The organism is Vreelandella venusta (genome assembly GCF_044809155.1).
Classification (GTDB): domain Bacteria; phylum Pseudomonadota; class Gammaproteobacteria; order Pseudomonadales; family Halomonadaceae; genus Vreelandella; species Vreelandella venusta_B.
In genome coordinates this window covers 214,959-240,496 of the sequence record NZ_CP085241.1, presented here as the reverse complement: position 1 = coordinate 240,496, position 25,538 = coordinate 214,959, and the positions used below count along the sequence as shown (strand labels likewise).

General features: G+C 54.2%; 31 protein-coding genes and 1 riboswitch. Of the genes, 14 read left to right on the top strand and 17 right to left on the bottom strand.

The window, feature by feature from the left end; all coding sequences use genetic code 11:
- Positions 1-36: 36 nt before the first annotated feature.
- Positions 37-168, bottom strand: a complete 132-nt coding sequence (locus LG301_RS01185; protein WP_404472692.1) for a hypothetical protein — start codon at positions 166-168, stop codon at positions 37-39.
- 741 nt (positions 169-909) lie between these two features.
- Between LG301_RS01185 and LG301_RS01180 the strand changes: the two genes are divergently transcribed.
- The 4 genes from LG301_RS01180 (at position 910) to LG301_RS01165 (ending at position 2,707) form a co-directional block, all read left to right on the top strand.
- Complete coding sequence (locus LG301_RS01180; RefSeq protein WP_404472690.1) at positions 910-1,044, top strand: entericidin A/B family lipoprotein; 135 nt, start codon at positions 910-912, stop codon at positions 1,042-1,044.
- A gap of 5 nt (positions 1,045-1,049) precedes the next feature.
- A complete protein-coding gene (locus LG301_RS01175; protein ID WP_404472688.1) occupies positions 1,050-1,577 on the top strand; it encodes a YqiA/YcfP family alpha/beta fold hydrolase in 528 nt (175 codons plus the stop codon).
- Positions 1,578-1,664: 87 nt separating this feature from the next.
- A complete protein-coding gene (locus LG301_RS01170; protein WP_009097255.1) occupies positions 1,665-1,841 on the top strand; it encodes a DUF6435 family protein in 177 nt (58 codons plus the stop codon).
- A gap of 8 nt (positions 1,842-1,849) precedes the next feature.
- On the top strand, positions 1,850-2,707 hold the full coding sequence (locus LG301_RS01165; RefSeq protein ID WP_404472686.1) for a ChaN family lipoprotein: 858 nt from the start codon (positions 1,850-1,852) through the stop codon (positions 2,705-2,707).
- Between the two features lie 37 nt (positions 2,708-2,744).
- Here the strand turns inward: LG301_RS01165 and LG301_RS01160 are convergent, their stop codons facing one another.
- From LG301_RS01160 to glnA, 5 genes are all read right to left on the bottom strand, one after another.
- Entirely contained in the window at positions 2,745-3,914 is a 1,170-nt protein-coding gene (locus LG301_RS01160; protein ID WP_404472684.1) for a diguanylate cyclase, read from the bottom strand.
- Positions 3,915-4,058: 144 nt separating this feature from the next.
- On the bottom strand, positions 4,059-5,489 hold the full coding sequence (gene ntrC / locus LG301_RS01155) for a nitrogen regulation protein NR(I) (RefSeq protein WP_404472683.1): 1,431 nt from the start codon (positions 5,487-5,489) through the stop codon (positions 4,059-4,061).
- Positions 5,486-6,544: a nitrogen regulation protein NR(II) gene (glnL, locus tag LG301_RS01150; protein WP_404472682.1), complete on the bottom strand. Its 1,059-nt coding sequence runs from the start codon at positions 6,542-6,544 to the stop codon at positions 5,486-5,488. Before glnL ends, ntrC begins: the two co-directional genes overlap by 4 nt.
- A 275-nt stretch (positions 6,545-6,819) precedes the next feature.
- Positions 6,820-7,365, bottom strand: coding sequence for a DUF4124 domain-containing protein (locus LG301_RS01145; protein ID WP_404472680.1), 546 nt, complete (start codon positions 7,363-7,365; stop codon positions 6,820-6,822).
- A 138-nt stretch (positions 7,366-7,503) separates the two neighbouring features.
- Positions 7,504-8,910: a glutamate--ammonia ligase gene (gene glnA / locus LG301_RS01140; RefSeq protein ID WP_404472678.1), complete on the bottom strand. Its 1,407-nt coding sequence runs from the start codon at positions 8,908-8,910 to the stop codon at positions 7,504-7,506.
- Positions 8,911-9,466: 556 nt separating this feature from the next.
- Here glnA and LG301_RS01135 point away from each other — a divergent pair.
- From LG301_RS01135 to LG301_RS01110, 6 genes are all read left to right on the top strand, one after another.
- Positions 9,467-10,126, top strand: a complete 660-nt coding sequence (locus LG301_RS01135; RefSeq protein WP_404472676.1) for a hypothetical protein — start codon at positions 9,467-9,469, stop codon at positions 10,124-10,126.
- Positions 10,127-10,283: 157 nt separating this feature from the next.
- The gene (locus tag LG301_RS01130; RefSeq protein WP_404472674.1) at positions 10,284-10,604 is read left to right on the top strand and encodes a hypothetical protein; all 321 of its coding nucleotides are present in this window, start codon (positions 10,284-10,286) and stop codon (positions 10,602-10,604) included.
- A gap of 474 nt (positions 10,605-11,078) precedes the next feature.
- Positions 11,079-11,813: a metal ABC transporter ATP-binding protein gene (locus tag LG301_RS01125; protein ID WP_404475129.1), complete on the top strand. Its 735-nt coding sequence runs from the start codon at positions 11,079-11,081 to the stop codon at positions 11,811-11,813.
- Positions 11,797-12,687 (top strand): metal ABC transporter permease, encoded by an 891-nt coding sequence (locus LG301_RS01120; protein WP_404472672.1) that lies wholly within the window; start codon positions 11,797-11,799, stop codon positions 12,685-12,687. Before LG301_RS01125 ends, LG301_RS01120 begins: the two co-directional genes overlap by 17 nt.
- Before the next feature lie 52 nt (positions 12,688-12,739).
- Positions 12,740-13,777 carry a metal ABC transporter solute-binding protein, Zn/Mn family gene (locus LG301_RS01115; protein ID WP_404472670.1) on the top strand — a complete coding sequence of 346 codons (1,038 nt, stop codon included), beginning with the start codon at positions 12,740-12,742 and terminating at the stop codon, positions 13,775-13,777.
- 112 nt (positions 13,778-13,889) lie between these two features.
- Entirely contained in the window at positions 13,890-14,594 is a 705-nt protein-coding gene (locus LG301_RS01110) for a cupin domain-containing protein (protein ID WP_404472668.1), read from the top strand.
- Here LG301_RS01110 and LG301_RS01105 read toward each other — a convergent pair.
- Both LG301_RS01105 and gloA read right to left on the bottom strand, forming a co-directional pair.
- Complete coding sequence (locus tag LG301_RS01105) at positions 14,591-14,956, bottom strand: DUF6164 family protein (RefSeq protein ID WP_404472666.1); 366 nt, start codon at positions 14,954-14,956, stop codon at positions 14,591-14,593. The two genes, LG301_RS01110 and LG301_RS01105, sit on opposite strands and share 4 nt — an antisense overlap.
- 2 nt (positions 14,957-14,958) lie before the next feature.
- The gene (gene gloA / locus LG301_RS01100) at positions 14,959-15,492 is read right to left on the bottom strand and encodes a lactoylglutathione lyase (RefSeq protein WP_404472665.1); all 534 of its coding nucleotides are present in this window, start codon (positions 15,490-15,492) and stop codon (positions 14,959-14,961) included.
- A gap of 189 nt (positions 15,493-15,681) precedes the next feature.
- Between gloA and LG301_RS01095 the strand changes: the two genes are divergently transcribed.
- From LG301_RS01095 to thiE, 4 genes are all read left to right on the top strand, one after another.
- Positions 15,682-16,056 carry a DUF2237 family protein gene (locus LG301_RS01095; RefSeq protein ID WP_404472663.1) on the top strand — a complete coding sequence of 125 codons (375 nt, stop codon included), beginning with the start codon at positions 15,682-15,684 and terminating at the stop codon, positions 16,054-16,056.
- A 207-nt stretch (positions 16,057-16,263) separates the two neighbouring features.
- Entirely contained in the window at positions 16,264-16,608 is a 345-nt protein-coding gene (locus tag LG301_RS01090; protein ID WP_404472661.1) for a hypothetical protein, read from the top strand.
- A 76-nt stretch (positions 16,609-16,684) separates the two neighbouring features.
- Positions 16,685-16,777, top strand: a riboswitch (TPP riboswitch).
- Between the two features lie 24 nt (positions 16,778-16,801).
- Positions 16,802-17,641, top strand: a complete 840-nt coding sequence (gene thiM / locus LG301_RS01085) for a hydroxyethylthiazole kinase (protein ID WP_404472659.1) — start codon at positions 16,802-16,804, stop codon at positions 17,639-17,641.
- Positions 17,631-18,275: a thiamine phosphate synthase gene (gene thiE, locus LG301_RS01080; protein ID WP_404472657.1), complete on the top strand. Its 645-nt coding sequence runs from the start codon at positions 17,631-17,633 to the stop codon at positions 18,273-18,275. The genes thiM and thiE overlap by 11 nt, the downstream gene beginning before the upstream one ends.
- On the opposite strand, the gene yegQ is transcribed toward thiE, so the two are convergent.
- The 9 genes from yegQ to rpmJ all read right to left on the bottom strand — a co-directional run bounded on the left by yegQ (position 18,251) and on the right by rpmJ (position 25,535).
- Positions 18,251-19,621, bottom strand: a complete 1,371-nt coding sequence (gene yegQ, locus LG301_RS01075) for a tRNA 5-hydroxyuridine modification protein YegQ (protein ID WP_404472655.1) — start codon at positions 19,619-19,621, stop codon at positions 18,251-18,253. The two genes, thiE and yegQ, sit on opposite strands and share 25 nt — an antisense overlap.
- Positions 19,622-19,777: 156 nt before the next feature.
- A complete protein-coding gene (locus LG301_RS01070) occupies positions 19,778-20,653 on the bottom strand; it encodes a DMT family transporter (protein ID WP_404472653.1) in 876 nt (291 codons plus the stop codon).
- 108 nt (positions 20,654-20,761) lie between these two features.
- Positions 20,762-22,132 (bottom strand): D-alanyl-D-alanine carboxypeptidase family protein, encoded by a 1,371-nt coding sequence (locus tag LG301_RS01065; RefSeq protein WP_404472651.1) that lies wholly within the window; start codon positions 22,130-22,132, stop codon positions 20,762-20,764.
- A gap of 189 nt (positions 22,133-22,321) precedes the next feature.
- Complete coding sequence (gene rplQ, locus LG301_RS01060; RefSeq protein WP_263066368.1) at positions 22,322-22,708, bottom strand: 50S ribosomal protein L17; 387 nt, start codon at positions 22,706-22,708, stop codon at positions 22,322-22,324.
- A gap of 39 nt (positions 22,709-22,747) precedes the next feature.
- Positions 22,748-23,743 (bottom strand): DNA-directed RNA polymerase subunit alpha, encoded by a 996-nt coding sequence (locus tag LG301_RS01055; protein ID WP_009099031.1) that lies wholly within the window; start codon positions 23,741-23,743, stop codon positions 22,748-22,750.
- 128 nt (positions 23,744-23,871) lie between these two features.
- The gene (rpsD, locus tag LG301_RS01050; protein ID WP_404472648.1) at positions 23,872-24,492 is read right to left on the bottom strand and encodes a 30S ribosomal protein S4; all 621 of its coding nucleotides are present in this window, start codon (positions 24,490-24,492) and stop codon (positions 23,872-23,874) included.
- Between the two features lie 12 nt (positions 24,493-24,504).
- Positions 24,505-24,891 carry a 30S ribosomal protein S11 gene (gene rpsK / locus LG301_RS01045; protein ID WP_009099028.1) on the bottom strand — a complete coding sequence of 129 codons (387 nt, stop codon included), beginning with the start codon at positions 24,889-24,891 and terminating at the stop codon, positions 24,505-24,507.
- Between the two features lie 52 nt (positions 24,892-24,943).
- Positions 24,944-25,300, bottom strand: coding sequence for a 30S ribosomal protein S13 (gene rpsM, locus LG301_RS01040; protein ID WP_404472646.1), 357 nt, complete (start codon positions 25,298-25,300; stop codon positions 24,944-24,946).
- 121 nt (positions 25,301-25,421) lie between these two features.
- Positions 25,422-25,535 (bottom strand): 50S ribosomal protein L36, encoded by a 114-nt coding sequence (gene rpmJ, locus LG301_RS01035; RefSeq protein ID WP_009099023.1) that lies wholly within the window; start codon positions 25,533-25,535, stop codon positions 25,422-25,424.
- Positions 25,536-25,538 lie beyond the last annotated feature (3 nt).

Genomic DNA, 25,538 nt, shown 5'->3' with positions numbered 1-25,538 from the left:
CGCAGCTGCGGGCGTTGGCATAATGATAAGACGGAGTCACCGATCAGGGGGCATGTCTTCAAGGTCATCCATAGTCGCCATGAACGATGTTTTAAACATCATGTAAATCCCAAGCCCTGAGAACACTAGAAACAGCACAAACATACATAACATCAGTACCATGGCCATAACGCTTGTCCCTGAAGATGTGCGGCGGCTGCATTGACGTTTTGTAACCGCGGATAATTGCTCATCCCGCAAGAATAGACCAAAAACCCTGCACCATCTTTACAAAAGCCGCGTACTGCACACGGGCATTGCTAAAATACCATAAGTATCAATACGTTAAAAAAATTTAAAACATGCAAAAAAACCACCTCAATTAAATGAGATGGTCGTTTTGCATCGCTGCCACTCCATGGCCTTGATGACCAGCACCTCCATGCGCTGGTAGTAACGAGCAAGCTGAGTGTCCTTGTAAGTCCTTTTCAACTGCTGGGCCTCATGCCTTCCTGTTTTACCGATCAGCTTACTCGCACCGTTTTCTGTCACAGCCAGTCGTCATACATCCTTACTGACATTTTTGCCGCTAATGGCGACTCTGTTAGCGATACTCCTTTCGCTGATAGCGTGAGATGACAGCTTTTCTTCAGGGTACACTTAGCAATTGCAAGCAGTAGGCCACTACCTACCAATAAAAATAAAAACATTTAAAAACAATGGCTTAAAAATTAAAAATGATGCCGCACTTTTGAGCAGATCAATTCAAAGATCGCTTTTATAATGTATAAAACTGACACATGGGACAAAAAATCTCGTTAAACAGCCGCAATGTGTCGTACTAAACCGGTGGCATCACACGCCAACTGAGCTTATTTTACTCATTGACCTTCATTACCCGTGCTGGGCCACTGTTGTAAGGAATTGACTATGAAACGTACACTTTTCTTTGGCATGCTCGTACTGGCGATGCTGCTTGTGATCAGTGGCTGCAATACTGTTCGCGGCATTGGGCAAGATCTTGAACAGGGCGGCGAAGCCCTCCAACGCTCAGCGAGTCGCTAACCACTATGATGACCGTCTACCTCTCCCACGGCTTAGAAAGCGGCCCAGGCGCGTTAAAGATCCAGGCGCTCAACGGCATTGCTGAACAGCTAGAGGATTGTGAACCAGTGGTGATGGACTACCGAGGAATGCCGGAACCACAACAGCGTCTACAGCACCTGCTGGCCACCATGTCATCCCGGCGCGACACCCCAGCACGCTGTGTTTTAGCAGGTTCAAGTATTGGTGGCTGGTTAAGTGCGTCTGTGAGTGCCCAGCAGCCGGTGCTTGGCTGTTTTTTACTGGCCCCCGCGCTGGGCTTACCCGACTACCCCGAAACTTCGCCCACTATTCAAGCAGACGTTACGCATATTATTCATGGGTGGCGAGATGATGTGGTTCCGCCCGACCCGGTGATTGAACGCGCCCGCCTGCAGCGGCTATCGATACGCTTGGTCGATGACGACCACCGTTTACACGGCAGTCTGGATACTATTCTTGCTGATTTTGAGCGCTTTTTAGACCAATGCGCCGCCTTTAACCGATCACGCTAGACAATCTTCTTGGCGGTAACTCAACAAATATTCGACATACACCCCACAAACCTATACAAATAGTATACGTCAATCAGGAGAGTGCTCATGTTCGGACTATTCAAGCGCGACCCCAAAAAGAAGCTACAGCAAGAGTATGAACGCAAACTGCAGGCGGCCATGGAAGCCTCTCGCAATGGTGACATGCGAGCTAACGCCACTTTAACCGAAGAAGCCGAAGCCCTGCTGGCCGAGATCAACCGCCTCAAAGCGGCTGAGAAGTAGGCACTCCGATGAATTCACGTTGGATAGTCGCCTCGCTAGCAGCGCTTAGCTTAACGCCGCTTAGCGTGAGCGCCAGTTGCCCCAGCCCAGGAGAGTGGTGGCAAGCTAATCAAGCGGTGCCCAATAACGAACTTCTCGCACAGGCTGCCCAGCAACAGGTAGTGCTGCTAGGCGAGCGGCATGACGCTATTGACCATCACCGCTGGCAGCTAAGCACACTGGCGGGACTTTATGCGCTGCGTAATGAGATGATTATCGGGCTGGAAATGCTGCCACGTCATGCGCAGCCGGTATTAGATAATTGGGTGGCAGGCGCGCTGAGTGAAGATGAGCTGTTAGAACAGACTCAATGGCAAGAGACGTGGGGCTTCAACCCTGCGCTTTACTTACCCATTTTTCACTTTGCGCGGTTACAGCAGATCCCGCTTATTGCCTTAAACATTACCCCGGCATTGCGCCAGCGCTTGTCTGCAGAGGGGTTTGAAAGCGTTCCCGCTGACCAGCGCCACCATATTCCCACCCCACAAGACGCGCCTGCATCCTACCAGCAGAGGCTACAAGCGGTATTTGATCAACATCCCATGGCGTCAGACGACACTGACCAGTTAACGCGCTTTATTAATGCGCAACTAAGCTGGGATGTCGCTATGGCACATGGCTTGGCAGAAGAAGCACATCAAGGGTATTTAGCCGTGGGCTTAATGGGCCTGGGCCACGTTCTTTATAACGAAGGCGTAGCTCATCAGCTACAGGGAATGGGCGTAGAACGCACCTTGAGCCTGCTCCCTTGGGAGCTTAATGGTTGCGAGCCGCCTGATCCCACCCTGGCTGATGCCGTTTTTATCTTGAATGATAGCGCTGAATAACCCGTCGCCTCCCACATCAACACCCGGTAGAGATAGGTTATTCGCTGCTACTGACCACGCAATTACGCCCATCGGCCTTTGCGCGATAAAGGTAACCGTCCGCGCGCTTGAGAACGTCTTCGCTGGTCTCCGCCGCCTGGGGGCACGCCACTCCAACACTGGTAGTGACGGGCACTGGGTGGCCATCATGGTCAAACAGCATGGCGCTTTCAACGGCGTGACGGATACGTTCAGCAATGCGCACAGCGTTGGTGATATCTGCCCCCATCATCACGACCACAAACTCTTCCCCACCAAAGCGTGCCACCATATCGCCTGTGCGCACTTGCAATGCGATTACCCGGGCAAATTCACGCAGCACTTTGTCACCGACGGAGTGGCCATGGGTATCATTCACTTGCTTAAAGTGATCTATGTCCATCATGAGCAGCCCATACGGGATCACTTTGCCCGTGCGTGCAGCTTCGCGCTCAAGCTCGTCAAAGCGACGCTCCAACGCACCGCGGTTCAACAGCCCCGTGAGTGCATCATGGGTTGCTTGCCGATAAAGCCTGAGCAGCAGGCTGAGCTGAAAATGGTTGGCCGTCAGTGCAACCACTAGCAGCGCCGCTAAGAGCCACTGCTCTTCTAAGCCTACTGGCGTTAGCCACGTGCCTGCTACTTGCTGTGAGTACGTTAATAATCCTTGGAGTAGAACTCCCGCCAGAAGTGACTCTACCAACGTAAACGGAAAAATACTCAGCGATGCAACCAAAAGAAAAGGTATAAAGCTATAGCCGATCAGCGCCTGGCTATCACCCGGTGGGACTAAACTTAGCACCAATGCATAAAACAGCGCTGGTAACGCAATCAGCGTGCCGGTACTAAACCGTATCCGGTGTATTTGCTCCTCACTGCGCCACGCCCACCATACGACCAGCGCAAACCCCAGCATCATCACCACACGCCCTACCAAGGTATAGCGGTGCAGTGGCTCGGGTAACATCATCGCATCAATCAATAGCCATAACGGCGAGAGCATTAAAAAGATAAACCCCATGGCCATGACCCGGCTGCGCAGATAATGACCATAGGCATAGATAAAATCGCGACTGTGATGACGTGCCGTCAGCGTATCGCGCAGCGCACTCACAGTATTTGATAGCCAAGCGGTGCTGGCCAATTGTGTGGAACTGACTTGACGGCGGCGTTCTAAACGCGAAGACATAGCAGTGAGCACTCTGATGTATACACAGAAGGTGTATATACGATTTATTGTTGAGATCGCTATGCTAACGTTAAACCATCTTATAAGTAACCAGCGTGATATACGTCATGCGAAAACGCTTAACGTTTAACTTTATAAGGTGTCTTATCCCTCGTCAGCCAATGCAGGCAATAACGTTTTAAGTTTCCTTGTTAGCGTATTACGTCCCCAGCCCAGTAGCTCTGCCGCCTCCCCTTTTCGGCCCCCGGTATGTTTAAGCGCCGTTTCTATTAAAATGCGCTCAAAATCAGGTACGGCTTCTTCCAATAAATGGGTATGCCCTTCCGCCAGGGCATGATCGGCCCACTCCCGAAAGGCAGAGCGCCAGTCGCCGTGGATACTGTTTTCTGTCGCGCTTAGCGTACGTAGCTCCGGCGGCAGGTCTTCGATGAGAATCTCACGCCCTGAGGCCATGACCGTTAACCAACGGCAAATATTTTCTAGCTGCCGCACGTTGCCCGGCCACGGCAAACGGGTAAGATGAGCCTCCGCTTCTGCGGTGAGCACTTTGATATCCGTTGACAGCTCTTTTGCCGCCTCAGCTAAGAAGTGGCGCGTGAGTCGCGGGATATCTTCTCGACGCTCCGCGAGGCACGGTAAGTGAACGCGAATAACATTTAAGCGGTGAAACAAATCCTCCCGAAAGCGCCCATCGTCGACTAGCGATTCAAGGTTTTGGTGCGTGGCGGCAATAATGCGCACATCAACTTTGACCGGCGTATGCCCCCCCACGCGATAGAACTCACCATCAGCCAGCACGCGCAGCAGCCGCGTTTGTGTCTCGGCAGGCATGTCACCGATTTCATCCAAAAACAGCGTACCGCCGTTGGCCTGCTCAAAGCGCCCCTGGCGCTGCTGGGCAGCACCGGTAAACGCGCCTTTTTCATGACCAAACAGCTCAGACTCAATTAAGTCACGCGGAATTGCCGCCATGTTCAGCGCGATAAACGGCTTACCCGCCCGGGGGCTGTGTTGGTGCAACGCCTGGGCAACGCGCTCTTTACCCGTGCCCGACTCTCCGTTAATTAACACCGTGATATGCGAATGTGACAAGCGGCCAATGGCGCGAAACACCTCCTGCATAGCAGGCGCTTCGCCGATGATTTCAGCGCTTAAACCTTCTGGAACCGTAACCGGGCGCTGACGCTCTCGGGCATGGGCCACCGCACGGCGCACCAGTGCCAGCGCCTCGTCAACATCAAACGGCTTGGGCAAATACTCAAACGCCCCACCCTGGTAAGACGCCACCGCACTATCCAAGTCTGAGTGGGCGGTCATCACAATAACGGGTAAATCTGGATGAGCATCACGCACCCGCGACATCAAATCCAACCCATCGATCCCCGGCATGCGAATATCAGTCACCAGCACATCCGGGGGGCTTTCTAGCAAGCGTGCCAGCGCTGTATCGGCTCGCTCAATGCACTCTACCTGCAGGTCTGGCTGCGCCAGCGCGCGCTCAAGCACCCAGCGAATGGCGCGGTCATCGTCGACAATGACCACCCGTGCAACATCGGTACGTGTCGCCTCAGTCATGACGCTTCTCCGGTAAAGTTAATAACTAATGGAATCAATAAACGAAATTCGGTGTGGCCAGGACGTGAGTCGCACTCAATCAATCCTTGGTGCTGATGCAAAATAGACTGAGCAATAGAAAGCCCTAGGCCGCTGCCTTCCGCGCGGCCGGACACCATGGGGTAAAAAAGAGTTTCGCGTAGTGCATCAGGAATCCCGGGGCCGTTATCAATCACGCCAACCTCACTCACTAACCGATGGCGTTCAGCCCCTAGGGTAAATTGGCGCTTGGCGCGGGTTCGCAGGATGAGCTCTGGCGTGGGGGTGTCTGCATCGCTCATGGCCTGAACCGCGTTGCGGGCGACGTTCAACACTGCCTGAATCATCTGCGCCTCATCGCCGGAAAGGTCGGGCAGGCTGGGGTCATAGTCACGGCTTATCGTGACGTGTGGGTGCTCAGCGATTAGCAGCGCCCGTACCCGCTCCAGCACTTTGTGAATGTTGACCGGTTCATGTTTAACGATACGGTTAGGGCCCAGCATGGAATCGACCAAGTCACGCAGACGGTCGACCTCTTCAACAATGATATGCGTGAACTCGCGCAGCGCCGGATCGTCGAGATCCCGCTCCAGTAGCTGTGCAGCACCGCGAATGCCTCCCAGTGGGTTTTTGACCTCATGGGCCAAGCCGCGGGCTAAAATTTTGATGGTTTCCTGCCGAGTGGTTAACGCTTCCTCCCGGGAGATTTGCATCAAGCGGTCGCGGGGTTCCACCTCCAACAGCAGCTCATCTTCTGACAGCGGCGTGACGGTATAGTCAACGGTTAACGGTTCACTATTGAGCGGGGTAATGCGCGCCTCGCGCTGGGTAAAGGGATGAAACGCATCCCGGGCTTTGGCCAGCACGTCATCAATGCTATCGCCACTGCCCAGCAGAGTATCCAAACTGATGTTCTGTACACGGCTTAGGCTTACCGCCAGCAACGCTTCAGCGGCAGGATTCATCCAGCGAACGCGCAAATCGCCATCCAGCAACAGCACTGCCGTTGTGAGATGTTCTAGCAAACGTTGATACATGGCATACCCTGAATAAGTAAGCTGACGTAGTAAACTGAGACAGTAAGCTGACACAGTAAGCTGACACAGTGTGCTGAACAGGCGCTTCAGTCATCGTAAATGATGCCACTAAAAAGGCACGCTGCCCGCCGTGCAGGAAGCGCTGCAAAAAGCACGCCAATTATCGGCAAGCGCCTAGTTGCACGGCATAAGGGCACTGTTTGCCAACATGGCGAGACGTTCTAGCGCAATAAACCGGCGTCTTTACCAGTCAAACGCACCATTATAGTGCAGCGCTACTCATCAGCGACGGTAATCCTCACTGGGTCAGTGCGGTGTTGCACTCGACCGCTGCTATCTAATAACTCCGCCTGCAGCCGATGTTGTCCACGCGGCAGCCCCGTTAGCCAAAAGGCATCGCTATGCAGCGCTGTCTGGCTTAGCTCACCGTTTACAAGCAGCTGAACCTGGTGATCCTCCCGAAGCGGAGGCGACACGTGCAGCTCGACGGCGGTCATGCCATCGCGAATAGCTGCCCCGCCTTGGGGCGCGCTAATCGTAAAGCGGTCGTACGGCATAAAGGGTTGCCCCGGGCTACCCTGGCGGCGCGGGGCAGATGGGGTAGACGGAGCAGTACGGGGAGATGTGGAAACGCTGGGCAGCGGGGCGAGCGTCAACGCTTCACCGCCGCTCTCTGGATTATCGGTAAACGTGACTCTCCCCTGCTCATCCAACACCCGGTAAACGGTTTGTGACTGCACAGCGCTTACCCACAGGCATAGCGCCAGCAAACCACCTGTGAATAACACATCTTTTGCGTAAAAACGCCGTCCAATCGTCATTGCTTAACGTCCTTTGCGTTGTTGGCACTAATAAAAAAACCCCGCCGAGGCGGGGTTTTCATACTTATTACAGCACTTATTAGCGTACTTACGACCACCACTGGGGTGATAGTAGCAGCTAGGTTTTACCAGCGCTGTTTAGCAGCTGTAGTACATGTCGAATTCAATGGGGTGAGTCGTCATGCGGATACGCTCAACGTCTTCCATCTTCAGCTCAATGTAAGCATCGATCATTTCATCGGTGAACACGCCACCTTCGGTTAGGAACGCGCGGTCAACGTCAAGTGCTTCCAACGCTTGATCCAGGCTGTTGGCCACGGTTGGCACTGCCTTACCTTCTTCTGGCGGCAGGTCGTACAGGTTCTTGTCCATCGCATCGCCAGGATGGATCTTGTTCTTGATACCGTCGATACCCGCCATCAGCATCGCTGCAAACGCCAGGTAGGGGTTGGCGGTCGGATCAGGGAAGCGAGTCTCTACACGCTTGCCTTTCGGGCTAGCAGTGTAAGGAATACGGATAGAAGCAGAACGGTTGCGGGCACTGTAGGCCAGCATAACCGGCGCTTCAAAACCCGGCACCAGACGCTTGTACGAGTTAGTTGAGGCGTTGGTGAAGGCGTTCAGCGCACGGGCGTGCTTGATGATGCCGCCGATGTAGAACAGTGCCATTTCAGACAGGCCCGCATACTCATCGCCAGCAAACTGGTTCTGACCATCTTTCCAGAAGGACTGGTGGATATGCATACCAGAACCGTTATCGCCCACCAGCGGCTTCGGCATGAAGGTAGCGGTTTTGCCGTAAGCGTGCGCCACGTTGTGGATCACGTACTTCATTTCCTGCACTTCGTCAGCTTTCTTCACCAGCGTGTTGAACTTAACACCGATTTCGTTCTGACCCGCGTTGGCAACCTCGTGGTGGTGAACTTCCACAGTCTGGCCAATCGCTTCTAGGGTATTACACATCGCGCCACGAATGTCGTGGAAGCTATCCACCGGGGGAACCGGGAAGTAGCCGCCTTTCAAGCGCGGACGGTGACCCAAGTTGCCGCCTTCAACCACGTTATCAGTGGCCCAAGCGCCCTCATCAGAGGTGATTTTGTACATAGAGCCCTGGATATCAGACTTCCAGTGCACTTCATCAAAAATAAAGAATTCTGGCTCAGGGCCGAAGAAAGCGGTGTCACCCAGGCCGGTCGACTGCAGGTAGGCTTCTGCACGCTTAGCGATAGAACGCGGGTCGCGATCATAACCCTGCATCGTCGCAGGCTCGATAATATCGCAACGCAGGATTAGGGTAGCGTCTTCGGTGAAGGGGTCGAGGAAGCCAGTGCCATCTTCTGGGCGCAGAATCATGTCGGATTCGTTGATGCCCTTCCAACCGTTGATGGAAGACCCATCAAACATTTGGCCGTTTTCAAAAAACTCCTCGTCCACGTCCCGAGCAGGAACAGTCACGTGCTGCTCTTTACCGCGGGTGTCGGTGAAACGCAGGTCTACCCACTTAACATCATGTTCTTCAATTAGCGCGAGAGTCTTGGCTGACATAGTGTCCTCCGGAATGAGCGTGGCTTAAAGCGTAAAACAGAAAGCAATCGATAAAAATGTTATCCGACAAAACATCCAACACGCTAAGGGCATGTGCCATGTTTGTCATTCTTCTTTACTCAACGCTTGTTTGGATATGGATGACAAAGCGCCCAGTAATTATTCCAAACCGGCTGTTGTGGCAGCACCCAGCAGGGTATCTATCGACGACCCTTTAGCCGCTGAACAGCTGTTTGCAAAATATAAAGCACAGAGCATGCCAACCTTGCACCAATATGGCATAAAAATTCAGCAACTCATTGTATTAATTAATTTAAAAATCAAACACTCATGCCTCCTCATGTGGCATGGCACCTACCAGGGTAAGCCTACTCGGTAGGTAATGCAGCAAAACGCACCAAAAATAAACAGCCAATACGCCGTTTGCTTTATTTTGGTGCATAAAAAACTAACAACCGCTATTTACGTTAAACAACTTTCTCTTGCTACTTAAAGAAACCAAGAGCTACAATAAATTACAAACCTGGCAGGTTTCATAACATAGGAAGCCACTTTCATGGGTAGGGTCTGCTTTATTGTTGATGCGCTTGTAACGGGTGCCCGCTTGCCGCGTCACCTCTACTCCATTCGGCAGTCCGGCCGTGCAGATCATCAAGTGCCTATTATTGTCACCCACAACCGGACCGATAACCGCTTAACAGAAATAGAGCAGCGCTACCAAGTACACTGCGTGATTACGCCCTCGCGCCCACTGGGTGCAAGGCTGAATCAAGCCGCCTATATCAGCCAAGCAGAATGGCTGTTTATCGCGCTAAAGAAAAAAACCATCGACCCAGAGCAGTGGGACGACATTATCCCCTTGCTAGATACCGCTTCACTCGACGCGTTGATCATTGTGAGCGCGCCACCACGCTTTACCTCGCGATTGCTGCAGCGCTTGATAGGCTCAGCCATGACGGTACCTCCCTACATTGCCATCCGCCGCGCATGGCTAGAACGCATCGGTGGATTTGACCCCGAACTCGACGAGTCAGCAGTGAAGGATTTACTGCAGCGCCTCTATGCATGCCCAACACGCCTGAAGACCATCACGATCAAAACGTTACGCCTAGCCTGCTATTCATTAGCCGCGGCTAACAACGAACGCCCACCTTCCCACTCCCCATCGCCCCTTTTTGCACGGCTTTTTTCAGCCGCACGTTCACGTCCACGCTGAGCCTGACCAGCACCGCTCACTTGGGTAATACGCTGCCCACGCAACGCTACAAAATAGAGTCATAGCAGATGCTTACAAAGGTTGGCTGAATGGCACCCAGGCCATCTACACTAAAAGCACTCTGATTTCTTTCATCACTTTACGTAAGGATACTGCGATGCACCGGCATATCGAGTGGGACAACCCAGGCAGCGCCAGCGTAGCGGAACACTTTAAAAACGATCCCGACCACATGCCGCCCTACCCCGGCGCCATTCTTTCTGCCCGTTACATGGGTAAAATTGTGCGGGTTAAAGTGGAAGCCTACCGAGAGGAGGAAGCCGTCAGCATTGGCAGCGTTGCGGCCATCCTCGACAAACATGGCCACCGCTTTGAGACGCATCAAACACTCAACATTGGCGACATCGTCCGCCTACCCGACGACAAACGCGCCATGGAACACTGGCAAGAGGATGACGAGGAAACCGATAACGCTTAAGCCCAGCCCTACCACCTACCGCCCAGCGCTGCCTGGGTGGTGTGGTGTTGCCTTCTTGCATATTCAGTATACGCCTCTATCGGCCGGCCCTGTCACTTTAGATAGCGAACACGTATTCCAACTTTTCTGTTTCAGAAAATAGTTGCTGCATGGCGCGACTTGACTGCGTTCATTGCCGCGATGCCATGAGGTAGCTTTATGCGCGCATTTCACGTTTCAGGCGATTTAACATTGTCAGTACAACCGGAGCGCGTAAAATATCGGCCACTTTTTTTGGTTTTATCAATTGTTATGTTATAACTTATTCATTGGCTAGCGAGGACACTCTATGAGTGAGCACATGCATCGCCATAACAAGGAAGGGCCTTGTCATTTTTCGCTGATGTCGTTATCGGTCGCGAAGCGCTTGGGTTTGGTGGCACTGCCGCTATTGGGATTGTGGGGATTAGTGATATGGGCAAGCGGGTGGCCGCTATGAGCGAGCGTTCACTCTCACGCCTGCAACTGCATGATCTACATCTTGCCCAGGGCGGGCGCACGGTGCTTGAGCATGTAGATGGGGACATAAAGCCGGGGGCGATTACCGCGTTAATTGGCGCGAACGGAGCCGGCAAAAGCACTCTAATACAGGCCATTATGGGGGAGTTGCGGCCTATTAGTGGCAACGTGGTGTGCACGGTAGATAAAGCGCGCCGTGCTTGGTTGCCGCAGCAGTTAGCCCTGGATCTTACCTTTCCTATGAGTGTGGAGGAGCTGGTAATGACCGGCAGTTGGCCAAGCCATGGGGCAATGAAAGGCTACTGCGCGGCGCATTATCGCAAAGGTCGCGACATCATGGCGCGCTTGGGCATTTCCCATTTGGCCCATCGCCCGTTGGGAGAGCTTTCCGGTGGCCAGCGCCAGCGTGCGCTGATAGGCCGAACGCTGATGCAGGAAGCAGAGCTTCTGTTACTGGATGAGCCGTTTGCCAACGTGGATAGCGAAACCGTCGATATTTTGATTCGCATTTTGCGCCAAATGGCCGACGAAGGCGTCACCATCATTATTGTACTGCACGACATGGATCACCTGCGCCGCCTGGCCGATGAGGTACTCATGCTTAACGGCGGCCATGGCCGCTGGGTAGCTCCCAGCGTGCTCAATCAGCAGCATGCACCGGCCCAAGTGGTGCCGTTTACTTTAGGAGGGCGTCATGCTGGCACTGCTTGATGCGTGGTTTGTCGCACCGTTTGATTATGGCTTTATGCGCCGAGCGGTTGTCGGTGGTTTAGCACTTTCATTAGCCGCGCCGCCCCTTGGGGTTTTCTTGGTACTGCGGGGCATGAGCCTGATTGGCGACGCTATGGCTCACGCCATTTTGCCTGGGGTGGCCATCGGTTTTTTGTTGGCAGGCTTTTCACTGCCGGTGATGAGCGCTGGCGGTGTTCTGTTCGGTGTGATGGTGGCGCTACTGGCAGGAGCAGTGTCAAAAATGGGTGGGCAGCGGGAAGATGCGGCCATGGCAAGTTTTTTCATCATCTCGCTAGCAGCTGGAGTATTGCTGATCTCTATGGGTGGCAGCAGCGTGGACTTAACCCACGTGCTGTTCGGCTCCATTTTAGCGATTAACTCCACCGCCCTGCTGTTAATTGCCGGCATTAGCACGCTGATTGTCATCACCCTGGCGATTATTTTCCGCGCGCTGGTAGTGGAGTGCTTAGACCCGCTGTTTTTACGTGGGCAGAGCCGGCGTAGTAGCTGGGTTCATAGCATCTTTTTAGGGCTGCTGGTGCTTAACTTAACGGCGGGCTTCCAAACCTTGGGCACCTTAATGGCCGTTGGCTTAATGATGCTACCTGCCACGGCGGCGCGGTTTTGGAGTAAGCGGCTGGAAGGCTTGATCGGTATTGCCGTGGTATTGGCCATGATTGCCAGTACCGGTGGTTTATTACTTTCGTTTCATCTTGATACCCCCTCAGGGCCGAGCATTATTTTGCTGGCAGGGGTGGCGTATTTACTCTCGGCGCTGTTCGGCCGTTATCACAGCTTAGCTGCAAAGCTGCGTCGCAAAACCACGCCTTTGGCGCTGGAGTCGTCGCGCTAACAGGTTTTTCACGCTTTTTCATACGTAGATATTAGATACTTAGGAGCATGCTATGTCGCTTTTCACTTCCTCACGCTGGCTCGTGGGCGTTTCAGCCATGCTGGCCCTGCCTGCCGCCATGGCCAACGAGCGGGTGCAGGTGGTCACTAGCTTCTCTATCTTGGCGGATATAGTCGAAAACGTCGGTGGCGAACACGTTGACGTGACGTCCCTTGTCGGCCCTGACGGCGATGCCCATGTTTTCTCACCAAGCCCGGGAGATGCCCGCGCGCTGGCAGGGGCCGACTTGGTAGTCTTCAACGGCTTGCTGTTTGAGGGCTGGATGGAGCGGCTGATTGACGCCAGCGACTACAGCGGCTCGTTGGTCACCGCCAGCAACGGCATTGCTCCGCGCGCTTTTGCAGCGCACAGCGATGATGACCACGGGCATGACGACCACGAACATGGCGAGGAAGCGCATGGGCATGACGACCATGGACATGGCCACGATGACCACACTGATGATGACCACAGCGACCATGCGCATGGAGATGATGATCCCCACGCGTGGCAGGATCTCCAGCAGGCTAAGGTTTACGTTACCAACATTCGTGATGGCCTAATTGAAGCGGATAGCGCCAATGAGCAGAGCTATCAAGCTAACGCCGAGCGCTACCTGGCAGAGTTAGAGGCGACTGATACCGACATTCGCGAGCTGCTTAGCGAAATCCCGGCGTCTGCCAGCGTGATCACCGGGCATGACTCATTTGGTTACTTCTCTAACGCTTATGGGGTGAACTTCCTCTCGCCGGTTGGTCTTTCTACCGAAGCTGACCCCAGCGGCGCCAGCATGGCGGCCCTGGTGGATGTGATTAAGCAGGAGAACGTGCAGGCGCTGTTCCATGAGAACATGACCAATCAGTCGATCATTGTTCAGCTAGCCGAAGAGACGGGCCTGCCGATTGCGGGCACGCTGTATGCCGACGCACTGGCCAGTGAGGGCGAGGCCAGCACGTACCTAGGCATGATGCGCCACAATGCGCGCGTACTACACGATGCGCTGGCCGAGCCGGGTCATGATGACCACGACCACCATGGTCATGATCATTAAGCCAAAAAGCGAACGACAGAATACCGCCCCAGGGCGGTATTTTTTTGCGTTGCATTTTGCCCCAGGGATGGGGAGACTTGCAGAATATTCACCCCTGCAAAGAGCCAACACCATGCGCCTAAACGCCGATTTTAGCCACTTTGCCTCTATTACTCCGGAGCAGTATCGCTGGGTTGCCTCCCCCAGCGCAGGCGTGGAACGAATGATGCTGGACCGTATTGGCGACGAAGTGGCTCGCGCCACTAGCTTGGTACGCTATGCGCCCAACAGCCAGTTCAGCCGCCATACCCACGACGGAGGGGAAGAAATTTTGGTGCTGGAAGGAGTTTTTGCCGATGAGCATGGCCGCTACCCTGCTGGCAGTTACCTACGCAACCCCATTGGCACGGGACATACGCCACAAATAGGTGAAGAAGGCGCACTTATTCTGGTTAAGTTACACCAGTTTGATGAAAACGATATCTTGCAGCTGGCCGTACCGGCCCACCGACTTCCCTGGCAGCCCGACCGGCGACCCGGTATTCGCTATAAAATGCTGCATACGTACAGTTCAGAACAGTATGGCCCAGAGCGGGTGAGCCTGGAACGATGGAACCCTGACACACAGGTGACGTATCCACCGCTTGCCGGGGGCTTGGAACTGTTTGTGCTGGAGGGCTCTCTATGGAGTGACGGGCAGGAGTATAAAGACGGCAGCTGGTGCCGCTACCCCGTCGGTGCAGCACCTGAGTTGCAAGCGGGTAGCGACGGCGTGCAGCTTTACCTAAAACGCGGACATTTAGCGGCGCCTAGCGCACCCACTCAATCGCAGAACTAGCGTACCAAGCCCACAAACGGTAGCAGCGTTAATAGGGCGATCAGTGCTACAGCAATGACCACCAGTACCACTTGCACCGGGTGAGCGAGAAAGCGCCGCCATAACGTTGGCGCATCGCCCCTAGCCACAGCCTCTTCGTGCTCTTGGCGTGCGTTGGATTGACGGTTTGCTTGGTAGGCCGCCAACGCGGCCTCAGCGGCCTCCCGCTGGGCAGGATTACGCAGCCAAATGGCATCGACCCCCAGGCGGAAAAACCCCGCCTGGGTTTCGTATACATCAAAGCCCTGCTCATCCAGCAGTTGGCGAACTTCCATGGCTTCTTCATCGGTGACATGTCGTAACCGAAACAGCAAATGAGCCATCGTTAGTCGCCCATGGCCGCCATGCGATCAGCCTGAATCACTTCGATCCAGTAGCCGTCCGCATCTTTTACGAAGATGACGTCCTTCATCTTGCCTTGCTCGGCACGTTTAACGAAGGTGACCTCATGTTCGTCAAACCACGCCTGGGCGGCTTCTAAATCCGGCACATGAAAACAGATGTGGCCAAACCCCTGCGGCTCGGCGTTGCCATCATGGTAGGCAAAGTCCTGCTCATTTTCGGTGCCCCAGTTGTGGGTCAGCTCCAGCAGACCCTTCTGGCTAAACGTCCAGGCGGTGCGGGCACGAGTATCTTCCGGCACGCTGTCACTTTCCTCTACGTTGGCTAAGAAGTAGAGTGAGAACTTCATCTCTTCGAAATCCAGCCGACGCAGCACCTGCATGCCAAACACTTTGGAGTAAAATGCCAGGGCACGCTCAGGGTCTTTTACCCGCAGCATGGTGTGGTTTAAGCGAAACCCTTGGGTCTGGGGTGCGGTAGGCGCAACGCCTGGGTGCTGTTCGCCTTTAAACGACATAGGTCTCTCCTGCTGCTGAGTGTGAGAATACAGAGCGCCTTCATGGCGACTATATTTTGACGAAGCAATGGCTTTATATAAGGCTTTAGAGTGCTGAGTATTCACCTACGATAAAGCGCGTAACTGTCTTGAACGATACTTCATGAGGGCAGCGCTTTACGAATTCTAGTCTTTACCAATGGAGTCCGCATGTCACGCGATCGTAATGTATTAGGCGAACCGCTAACGCCTTGCTGTCACTCCCCTAAAACCGGCTTTTACCGCGACGGTTTTTGCCGGGTAGGGGTCGAGGATGCAGGCGTTCACGCAGTATGCGCCATGGTGACCGAGGAGTTTTTGGCGTTTTCACGCGCCCAAGGGAACGACTTAGTCACCCCTCGGCCTGAGTATGCGTTTCCGGGTTTAACGCCCGGTGACCGGTGGTGCCTGTGCGCTCACCGCTGGGCCGAAGCCGCTCAGGTAGGACTTGCGCCCCCGGTGATTCTCTCAAGTACCCATGAGCGCACGCTGGAAATTATTCCGTTGATTAAGCTACAGCAACACGCCTTAGATGCAGTGCGATGACCCTGAAATGGGAAACGGTACTCGCACCACTGGCAATTCTATGCAAACCCTCTACACTTATGCATCAAATGCTTTACAAAAACAGTTGAGCCGCCTCTTAAGCGACTCAGAGCGCTCTTAATGCTTAATGAAGATCGTTTTTACCAAAAAACGCGTTTATCGAAACTAGTTAGCTGCCCCGTAGGCGGGGTCAATCTGGAGCTTGTCATGACTGCAATCGATATGACCCTGGGCGATCACCTGACGCTAAAACAACTATCCTATGCGCTGCAAAATGGCTTTTCACCGATCGTGGAAGTTGAATCAATGGACGGTATTTACAAAGTCCGCTTTCACCACGCAAACGGCGTGTCTGATTTATGCAACAGCGATGGGCACGTCAGCACGTTTTTGGGCACCGGTGAAATACGCGATACTCTCGGGCAATTGGGATTAACTCACGGCGTGCTTACGTTTGCCGACCAGTGCGGCGATGAGATGATTGGTGTGGAAGGCAAAGCAATAACGCCCGATGAAATGCTGACGTATGGCACTCGCATTTCCTTTCGATAATTCCACTGCCAACTTTTTTGGAAAACACTTCCATTCATCTAAGGCTTTACAGACGCAACTAGGCCAAGGATAGTAGTCACCACGACAGGGGCGCCGTTGTAACGGCTGAGAAGCACCCTTTGAACCTGAACCGGATAACACCGGCGTAGGGAGTCGTGGTGTTGCGACGCCACCTCCCTCCCGGGAGGATGCTATGACCCCGCACTCCTTAAACAAGTACCCGCTAAATGAGTCCCCGCTAGGCGATTATCTTGAATCGTTGCGCCGTTCAACACCGCTTGTTCACTGCATCACCAACTATGTGGCTATGAACAGCACGGCTAACGTGCTGCTAGCCGTTGGCGCATCACCTGCCATGCTGCACGCCATTGAAGAAGTCGCCGACTTCACCGCAATCGCGGGCGCCCTTTCTATCAATATTGGCACGATCTCCTCGCCCTGGGCGGAGGCCATGCTAACGGCTGCCAACACCGCCAACCGTCAAGGAATACCGTGGATACTAGACCCGGTTGCCGTAGGTGCCACCCGCTTTCGCCAAACGCTGTGCGCTGAGTTACTCGCTCACCAGCCGACCGTCATTCGTGGTAACGCGTCAGAAATCCTGGCACTGATGGGTTTAGCTGGCCAAGGCCGTGGGGTAGACGCCACCACCTCAACTCAAGACGCGGTTAGCGGCGCCATAGCGCTTGCCCAACGCCATGGCAGCGTAGTGGCGATGACCGGCGAAGAGGACTTTATTACCAACGGTCACCAGCACGTTCGTCTTACAGGCGGCCATCCCCTGATGCCTAAAGTGACGACGCTAGGCTGCGGCCTTAGCGCTTTGGTCGCTGGTTTTGTAGCGTGCAACCGTGAACACCCTTTTGAAGCCAGCATCGCCGCACTCGCCAGCTTTGCGCTGGCGGGCAGCCGAGCGGGAGAGCGGGCAACAGGCCCTGGCAGTTTTCAAGTCGCGCTATTAGATGCGCTGTATCAACTCACCCCCAATGACCTTTCTACCGCTACCCACCTGGAGGCCGTGCATGTCGTTTGATCTCTCGCTTTACTTAGTAACAGACGCCAAGCTTTGCGCCCCTTTTGGCCTAGAGCAGACAGTTGCGGCCGCGGTGCAGGGCGGTGTCACTATCGTGCAGCTACGTGACAAGCACGCCAGCGACGCGCAGATGATTGCCCAGGCGAAACGCCTGAAAACGCTGCTTGCGGGAAGCGGTGTGCCGCTAATTATTAACGACCGCCTTAACGTGGCCATAGAGAGCAACGCTGATGGCCTGCACGTGGGCCAAAGCGATACGGCGGTGCAGGAAGCTCGTCAAGCGCTAGGCCCTAATGCCATCATCGGCCTCTCAATTAACACACTTCCCCAGCTCAAGGCCGTGCCGGTTGAGCTACTGGACTATGTAGGCTTAGGACCTGTCTTTGCCACAGGTAGCAAGCAAGACCACGCTCAACCGATTGGCTTTGATGGACTGGCAGGGTTGGCTGAGATTTGCCCGCTTCCCAGCGTGGCGATTGGTGGTCTAAAGGTGGAACACGCAGCGCGTGTTAAAGCGACAGGAGCTCATGGCCTGGCGGTAATTTCCGCTATTTGCGGTCAACCAGACCCGCGCCAGGCGGCGCAGGCCCTTTCTGAAGCGTGGCACACTCAGGAAGCAGGCATCCCCAGCTGAACGGCGGGAATAGACGCCGCTGGCTTGAGGTCACGCATAAGCAGCGCAAACTCAAGCTGTTCGGGCTGAATGTTCATTCCAGGTACCGGGACGCGAACTCGGTGCCCGGAACCAGGGGCCGCGTGTACGCCTTCACCACGCTGATTTTCAATATGCGCTAACGTAAAGCGACGGTTACCGCCGGGCAGCATTAGCTCCATGCTATCCCCCACTTCAAAGCGGTTTTTAACCTCTATGTCGAGCACTTCCCGTGAGGCATCGTAGTCCAGCACATCGCCGACAAACTGCTGGTGCACACCAATAGAGTTGCCCTGCTCGTAGTTCTGGAATTCATCGTGAACATGGCGCCGGTAAAACCCTTCGGTGTAGCCTCGATTGGCCAGGTTCTCAAGCTCATCCATCAGCCCCATGTTAAAAGGGCGCCCAGCAACCGCGTCATCAATCGCCTGACGGTAGACCTGGGCCGTCCGCGCTACGTAATAGTAGGATTTGGTACGCCCTTCAATTTTTAGCGATGAGACCCCCATCTCCGCTAATCGGCCCACGTGCTGAACAGCGCGCAGGTCTTTCGAGTTCATGATGTACGTGCCGTGCTCATCTTCATAAACAGGCATCAGCTTGCCTGGGCGCGTCACATCTTCAATCAATGCCGACAATTCATCTTCATCCTTCGCCGGAGCGGTCACCCCCTGATTGGCAGGCACCAAATCGCCCGTCTCATCGTGAGCCGCCGCCACCGTGTTGTACTTCCAGCGGCACGCGTTGGTACAGGTCCCTTGATTAGGGTCACGGTGATTAAAATAACCCGATAGCAGGCAGCGGCCTGAATAAGCGATACAGAGCGCTCCATGCACAAAGGTTTCAATTTCAAGGTCCGGGCACTCGTCACGTATCTCGCCAATCTCTTCCAGCGATAGCTCGCGGGATAAAATAATCCGGCGAATGCCCTGGCGCTGCCAAAACTTAGCGGCTGCCCAGTTCACCACGTTGGACTGTACGGAGAGATGGATCTCTTGTTCTGGCCAGCGATCTCGCACCATCATAATCAAGCCGGGATCCGACATAATCAGCGCATCCGGCCGCGCTTCAATCACCGGCTCCATATCCCGCAGGTAGGTTTTTAGCTTGCTGTTATGGGGGGCAATGTTGGACGCCACATAAAACCGCTTACCGCGTGCATGGGCATATTCAATGCCGCGGTGCAGGTTATCAACCTTAAAATCGTTATTGCGCACGCGCAACGAGTAGCGCGGCTGCCCGGCGTACACCGCATCTGCCCCGTAAGCAAAGGCGTAACGCATGTTGTTGAAGGTACCCGCAGGGGAGAGCAATTCAGGGGCTTGCATAAACAGTCACCGTTATCAGGACGATGGCCTGCGCGTCAGTAACGACCTAACGCGAACAGGCTAAAAGGGCCGGATTATAACCAGCCCAAACGTACTGTCTTGCTCAGCTAACGACTTTGCTGATCTGGATCAAAAAGTGGCGAGAACTTGGGCTATTTAAGCGCTCGGACGGCGCTTTAGCGTTGTACGTCGATCATGGTAGGCGATCGCCAACCCACTGCCAATAATCAGCACGCTACCTAACCACACCCACAGATCCGGCAGCTCTCCCCAGAACCACCAGCCCAGCAGAACCGCCCAAAGCATCGCGGTGTAATCAAACGGTGCGGCGATGGCCGCTGGCGCGAAGCGGAACGCCAACGTAATAAACGCAGTGGCGCCAATACCCAGCACCCCGGCTGCTAAAAAACCAAGCCAATGCCAGGGCTGCGGCGTTTGCCACACCCAGGGTAAACTGACCGCCGTAATCACAAAGGGCACTAATGTCATATAGAACACCATTGCCCAAAGGTGCTCTCTGGCACCATAACGACGCGCCGTAATCATCATGAGGGCATAAAAGAAGGCGGCCCCCAAGAGCGTTAGCGTGCCTAACTGGAAAGCATCGCCCCCCGGTCGCACCACAATCAGCACGCCTACAAAACCTACCAGCGAGGCGATCAGCACAGGTGTATCAATACGTTCACCCAGTAGTGGCACCGACAGCAGCGTGACAAAAAGCGGTGCAACAAAGGCGATGGCGGTCGCTTCTGCCAGGGGTAGCAACGTAAGCCCCCAGACGAAAAAGACCATCGTCGCGGTGTAGATAAGCCCTCGGACCAAGTGCACGCCTGGTCGCTTCGTGCCTAACTTTCGTAGCCCACCGGCGAAATAGGCCAGCAACGCAATCAGCGGTAACGACACCAGCGTACGAAAGAAAATGATCTGCAGCGGTGAATGCACTTCACCGAGCCATTTGGAAACAGCATCGCCCGATGCCAAAAAAAAGACGCCTAGGCACATGCAGAGTATGCCTTTTAACGATGTGGTCATTTATGACTCCTCTGTTCATCCACCACGGCCTCACGGCGCGGTAAACCACTAGCCAAAAAAAAGCCCGCCAATGCTGCATTGGCGGGGCAGTATGTCGTCTTGGGACGTTTACAAGCTTGCGTTCACCACCATGCAATCCATGCCTTGGGCCTGCAGTGATTGGCAAGCTTGTCGTGCCCTCCCTTCATCTAATGCCACTACGCGGGCGCGGAATACCGGTGATTGCCCTCCTAACGTATCAATGGCTACTCGGCCACCGACACTCTGGGGCAAACGCTGTGCTGCCTGCTGGGCTAACTGCTCAGCGCGGGATGCCTGACTAAAGGCGCCCACCTGAATACCCCAAACACCACCAGAAGCAGAATTGGATACTTGAGAAGTAGCAGCCATCACCCGTTCTCGCTCAATAAACGCCTGTAACGGGTCTGGGTCTGCCACAACGGCAGGTTGCGAGGGCTGCTCTAACGAGCGAGCGAGCTGCTCTTCTACCGCGACTGCTGACGTGCGCGCAGGGGATAGCGTGGTTGTTACGTTGGCAAGCATGGGTTGGCTGGGCATGGCGGGCGGGGTGAGCGGCTGCCCTCTTCCTGGAAACGCCATAAACTCACGTGAAAAATTAGTATTCGCTAACCATGTGCGCTCGTCGCGCAGCGCTGCACGGCTAAAGCTACGATCCAATAAATTGGCCATATGGGTATCACGGGAAGCGCCGGAAAACCCGCCCATCACAACGCCCACCAAGCGCCGATCATTATGTACCGCCGTTGTGGCAACATTAAAACCTGAAGCACGAATAAAGCCCGTTTTAAGCCCATCGGCCCCCGGGTAGTTCCGCACTAATCGATTATGGCTGGTATGACGCGTGCCTCGGTAAGTGAACTCTTGGAGACCAAAATAGTGGTAGTACTGTGGAAAGTCTTGCATCACACGTACCGACAGTATCAGCATATCCCGCGCGGTAGTCACCTGCTGGTCGTCTGGCAGACCTGAGGCATTACGAAAAGTCGTCGAATTCATACCCAGCTCGCGGGCTTTTGCCGTCATCAAGTGACTAAACCGCTGCTCACTACCACCAAGCGCTTCGGCAACAACCACTGCGACATCATTCGCTGAACGTACCGCTAACGCGCGAATCGCGGTGTCCACAGGAATCGAACTACCTGCCGCCAACCAAAGCTTAGTAGCCGGCATTGCAGACGCCTGCGCAGAAACAGGTAAGGCTTGGTTGAGGCTAAGCTCACCCTTTTCCAATGCTTCAAACGTCAGATACAGCGTCATCATTTTAGTCAGCGAGGCAGGATAGCGTCTTTTGTCGGCATTTTCCGCATACAACACTTCACCGTTTTCAAGATCCACCACAATGCCGGCATAACGTGGATTGGCGTGCGCCTGCGTAAACGCCCCCAGCACCAGTAAAGAGAGCGTGAGCGGCACCCACCATAGCGCCACTGCCCTTGCGTATATTCCCATTGTGGCCATACATGCCCCTTGCTTTTTAGACGTATGCGAACACTCAATAGCAGCTTAATCATCGATAAAAAAGACTAGCACGAGCGCCTCATAAATTAACGCTTATAAAGAGTATATAGGTTAACTATAAAACAGCGGGCATAAAAAAACCGACCCAGCTGGGTCGGTTTTCATTTTGCGTGAAAAAAAGTGCAAGCGTTACTCTGCAGCAGCTTCTTCTTCAGCAATCGGACGGTCAACTAACTCAACGTATGCCATAGGCGCGTTGTCGCCGGTGCGGAAACCGCACTTGAGAATACGGATGTAACCACCCGGACGCTCGGCGTAACGCGGACCTAACTCGTTGAACAATTTACCGACAGCTTCTTTAGAACGCGTACGGGAAAATGCCAAACGACGGTTAGCAACGCTATCCTGCTTAGCTAAAGTAATCAGCGGCTCGATAACGCGACGCAGTTCTTTAGCCTTAGGCAGGGTTGTCTTGATAACTTCATGTTCGACCAGCGAGACAGACATGTTCTTGAACATGGCCTGACGATGCGAGCTGGTACGATTCAGATGACGACCACTCTTACGATGACGCATGGTTGTAATTCCTTACCAAACTGGGACTCAAGTCGACGCTTACGCGGAGGCTTTATCGTCCTTCAGGCTAGCGGGTGGCCAATTTTCCAACCGCATACCAAGGGACAGACCGCGCGCCGCCAATACATCTTTGATTTCATTCAAAGACTTTTTACCGAGGTTCGGGGTCTTCAACAGCTCAACTTCTGTGCGCTGAATCAGATCACCGATGTAGTAAATATTCTCGGCTTTAAGGCAGTTAGCGCTGCGTACGGTCAACTCAAGATCGTCTACGGGGCGCAATAGGATCGGATCAACGTGATCCTCTTCCTCTTCGACTTCCTGCTCTTTATCAGCTTCCAGGTCGACGAAGGCGGCCAGCTGCTCTTGCAGAATGGTCGCACTGCGACGGATAGCCTCTTCCGGATCCAGGGTACCGTCCGTTTCCAAATCGATAATTAGCTTATCGAGGTCGGTGCGCTGCTCAACGCGAGCGGCTTCAACCGAATAAGAAACACGACGGACAGGGCTGAAGGTAGCATCCAGCTGCAGGCGGCCAATGGCACGCGTCTCTTCATCAGAGCCACGCGCGTCAGCCGGTTCGTAACCACGACCCAGCGCGACCTTAAGCTGAATTTTCAGCTCGGCACCTTCATTAACATGCGCAATGATATGGTCCGGGTTGACGATTTCGACGCTATGATCAAGCGCAATGTCGCCAGCGGTGACGACGGCTGGGCCCTGCTTGTTCAGCGAGAGCACCGCCTCATCGCGGCTGTGCATCTTGATCGCAACATCTTTCAAGTTCAGGAGGATTTCGATGACATCTTCCTGCACCCCTTCGAGCGCACTGTACTCGTGCTCTACACCGGCAATTTCAGCCTCTACCACGGCAGCGCCGGGCATGGATGATAGCAGAATGCGACGAAGTGCATTCCCCAGGGTGTGACCAAAGCCGCGCTCGAACGGTTCGAGAACGATCTTGGCATGATGTGCGCTGATTTCTTCGACCTTGATGTCGCGAGGACGAAGAAACTCTGTCACTGAACGCTGCATATGAACACCTTTCTTCAGGCTGCCAAACGGATACTGAGTACTCTAAAGTATGATACTCAAGAGCATCTGGGCGGTTAGCATTGCTATCCCGCCCAGGCCTCAAGAAGCAGAAATTAAAATCAAACTGCTTACTTGGAGTACAGCTCGACGATCAGGTTTTCGTTGATGTCGGCAGTCAGGTCACCGCGTTCAGGCAGAGCCTTGAAAGTGCCTTCCATCTTCTTGGCGTCGATTTCGATCCAAGCGATGTCGCCACGGTTGGCCGCGATGGTCAACGCGAGTTGAATACGCGCTTGGTTCTTCGCCTTTTCGCGAACAGAAACAACGTCACCCGGCTTCACTTGGTAGGAAGCTACGTTAACGGTGCGGCCATTCACAGAAATCGCCTTGTGGCTGACCAGCTGACGCGCTTCAGAGCGAGTCGAGCCAAAGCCCATGCGGTAGACGACGTTATCCAGTCGGGATTCAAGCAGCTGCAACAGTACCTCACCCGTCGCGCCTTTCAGGCGGGCGGCTTCTTTGTAGTAGTTGCGGAACTGCTTTTCGAGTACGCCATACATACGGCGTACTTTCTGCTTCTCGCGAAGCTGCAAGCCGTAGTCGGAAAGACGCTGACGACGCTGGCCGTGTACACCCGGGATCTGCTCGGATTTACACTTTTTCTCGAAGGGAGTCACGCCACTCTTCAGGAAGAGGTCGGTGCCTTCGCGACGAGACAATTTACACTTAGGTCCAATATAACGAGCCATGAATCTGTCTCCTTAAACGCGGCGTTTCTTAGGCGGACGGCAGCCATTATGGGGAATGGGCGTCGCGTCTACGATGCTTTGCACGCGGAAGCCGGCGGCATTCAGAGCGCGCACGGCGGATTCACGGCCGGGACCGGGGCCTTTGACCAGCACGTCTACGTTTTTCACACCATACTCGGCTGCAGCAGTTGCTGCACGCTCACTTGCCACTTGAGCAGCGAACGGGGTGCTCTTGCGAGAACCACGAAAACCCGAACCACCGGCTGTCGCCCAAGAAAGAGCGTTGCCCTGGCGGTCTGTGATCGTCACGATCGTGTTGTTAAAAGAGGCATGGATGTGCGCTACGGCGTCCACTACCTGCTTTTTAACCTTTTTACGGTTACTACGCGGGTTAGCCATGTTGATGTCTATTCCTGTCTTAACGTCAGCTCTCTATTAAAGAGCCTGCGTGTTATTTGCGGATCGGCTTACGCGGGCCCTTACGGGTACGCGCGTTAGTCTTGGTCCGCTGACCACGCAGCGGAAGACTACGACGATGACGCAGACCACGGTAGCAGCCTAAGTCCATGAGACGCTTAATGTTCAGCGTAACATCACGACGAAGGTCGCCTTCTACGGTGTACTTACCAACTTCAGAACGCAGGGTATCCAGCTCTTCGCTAGACAGCTCCTGGATCTTGGTAGTAGGCGCGATACCAGCAGCGGCACAAACGTGCTGCGCGCGAGTACGGCCAATCCCGAAGATATAGGTCAGCGAGATCGCCGCATGCTTGTTGTCCGGGATATTGACGCCTGCAATACGGGCCATCAGCTTACTCCGAAATTTGAGCGGCTTGCTCGTTTATTCATCTACAAAAGGCGCAATAGCATACCCCTTTATGAGCCTATAGGCAAGGGGTATGCTTACGCCCGCTTAAAACAACCCAGGATTAACCCTGGCGTTGCTTGTGCCGCGGTTCGATGCAAATAACGCGAACAGCGCCATTGCGACGAATGATCTTACAGTTACGGCACATCTTCTTTACGGAAGCTCGAACTTTCATCGT